This window comes from Dietzia sp. DQ12-76 (genome assembly GCF_014145045.1).
Lineage (GTDB): Bacteria > Actinomycetota > Actinomycetes > Mycobacteriales > Mycobacteriaceae > Dietzia.
The window spans coordinates 1-1,682 of the sequence record NZ_JAALDV010000215.1 but is presented as its reverse complement, the minus strand read 5'-3'; the positions used below and the strand labels follow the sequence as shown (position 1 = coordinate 1,682).

Annotated in this window: 1 protein-coding gene; it reads right to left on the bottom strand. The window is 69.6% G+C overall.

Annotated features, from left to right (window positions below):
• Positions 1-1,682: Rne/Rng family ribonuclease (locus tag G6019_RS08380; RefSeq protein ID WP_182627388.1), on the bottom strand; the 1,682-nt coding region annotated here is incomplete at both ends.

The window sequence follows — 1,682 nt, the reverse complement described above, 5'->3', positions numbered from 1 at the left end:
ACGACCTCCGCCTGGCCAGATGTGGCCGTGACCGCCTGATCCGTGTCCAACGACCCTGCGACGGCCTGATCCGGGTCGGGCTTCTCCGCGATCGCCTGCTCGGCCTCGTGACGTGCGATCGCGAGCGCGGCCGGGTGGGCGGCCGGCGCGGGCCCGTCCTTCTTGGGCGCCTGCCTGGGAGTGGTCGACGACGTGGCCTGGGACTCCGACTGATCCGGGTCCGCTCCCTTGCCACCGCGCTTGCGGCCCCGTCGCGAGCCGGGCTCGTCGGCGTTGTGGGACTCGGTGTGCACCGGGTCGGCGTGCACGATCAGTCCACGGCCCTGGCAGTGCTCACACGGCGTGGAGAAGGCCTCGATGAGACCGGTGCCGAGCTTCTTGCGGGTGAGCTGGACGAGCCCCAACGAGGTGACCTCGGAGACCTGGTGCCGGGTGCGGTCGCGGCCCAGCGCCTCGGTGAGCCGCCGCAGGACGAGGTCGCGGTTGGCCTCGAGCACCATGTCGATGAAGTCGATGATCACCATTCCGCCCACGTCGCGCAGGCGCAGTTGGCGGACGATCTCCTCGGCCGCCTCGAGGTTGTTCTTCGTGACGGTCTCCTCGAGGTTGCCGCCCGAGCCCGTGTACTTGCCGGTGTTGACGTCGATGACCGTCATGGCCTCGGTGCGGTCGATCACGAGTGAGCCGCCGGAGGGCAGCCACACCTTGCGATCGAGGGCCTTGGCCAGCTGTTCGTCCACGCGGTGGGTGGCGAACACGTCGACGTCGGGGTTGTCGTAGCGCTCGAGTCGACCGGTCATCTCCGGTGCGACCCTCGAGACGTAGTCGTGGACGGTGTCCCATGAGGTCTGGCCCTGGATCACCAGCGAGGAGAAGTCCTCGTTGAACAGGTCGCGCACCACCTTGACCAGTAGGTCCGGCTCCTCGTACAGGGCGATCGGAGTGCCCGAGCCGGAGGAGGTCCGCTTGGCCGCCGCCTCGGAGATCTCGGTCCACTGGGCCGCCAGCCGTTCGACGTCCCGGCCGATCTCCTCCTCGCTGACCCCCTCGGCGGCGGTCCGGATGATCACACCCGAACCCTCGGGGACCACGTCCTTGAGGATCGCCTTGAGCCGGCGCCGCTCGGTGTCGGGGAGCTTGCGGGAGATTCCGGTGGAGTTGCCGTCGGGCACGTACACGAGGAACCGGCCGGCCAGCGAGATCTGCGTGGTCAGTCGGGCGCCCTTCTGGCCGATGGGGTCCTTGGTGACCTGCACCAGGACCATGTCGCCTGGCTTGAGCGCCTGCTCGATCCGCCGGGCCTTGCCGCCGAGTCCGGCGGCCTCCCAGTTGACCTCGCCGGCGTACAGCACGCCGTTGCGGCCACGGCCGATGTCGACGAACGCGGCCTCCATGCTCGGGAGCACGTTCTGTACGCGGCCGAGGTAGACGTTGCCCACCATGGAGCGGGCGGACTCGGTGGTCACGAAATGCTCCACCAGGACCTTGTCCTCCAGCACGCCGACCTGGGTCATGACCCCCTTGCCGTCGGCGCGCTTCTTCTCCCGCACCACCATCACGCGGTCGACGGACTCACGGCGGGCGAGGAACTCGGACTCGGAGAGGATGGGCTGGCGCCGGCGCCCGGCATCGCGCCCGTCACGGCGTCGTTGCCGCTTGGCCTCGAGGCGCGTCGAGCCGCT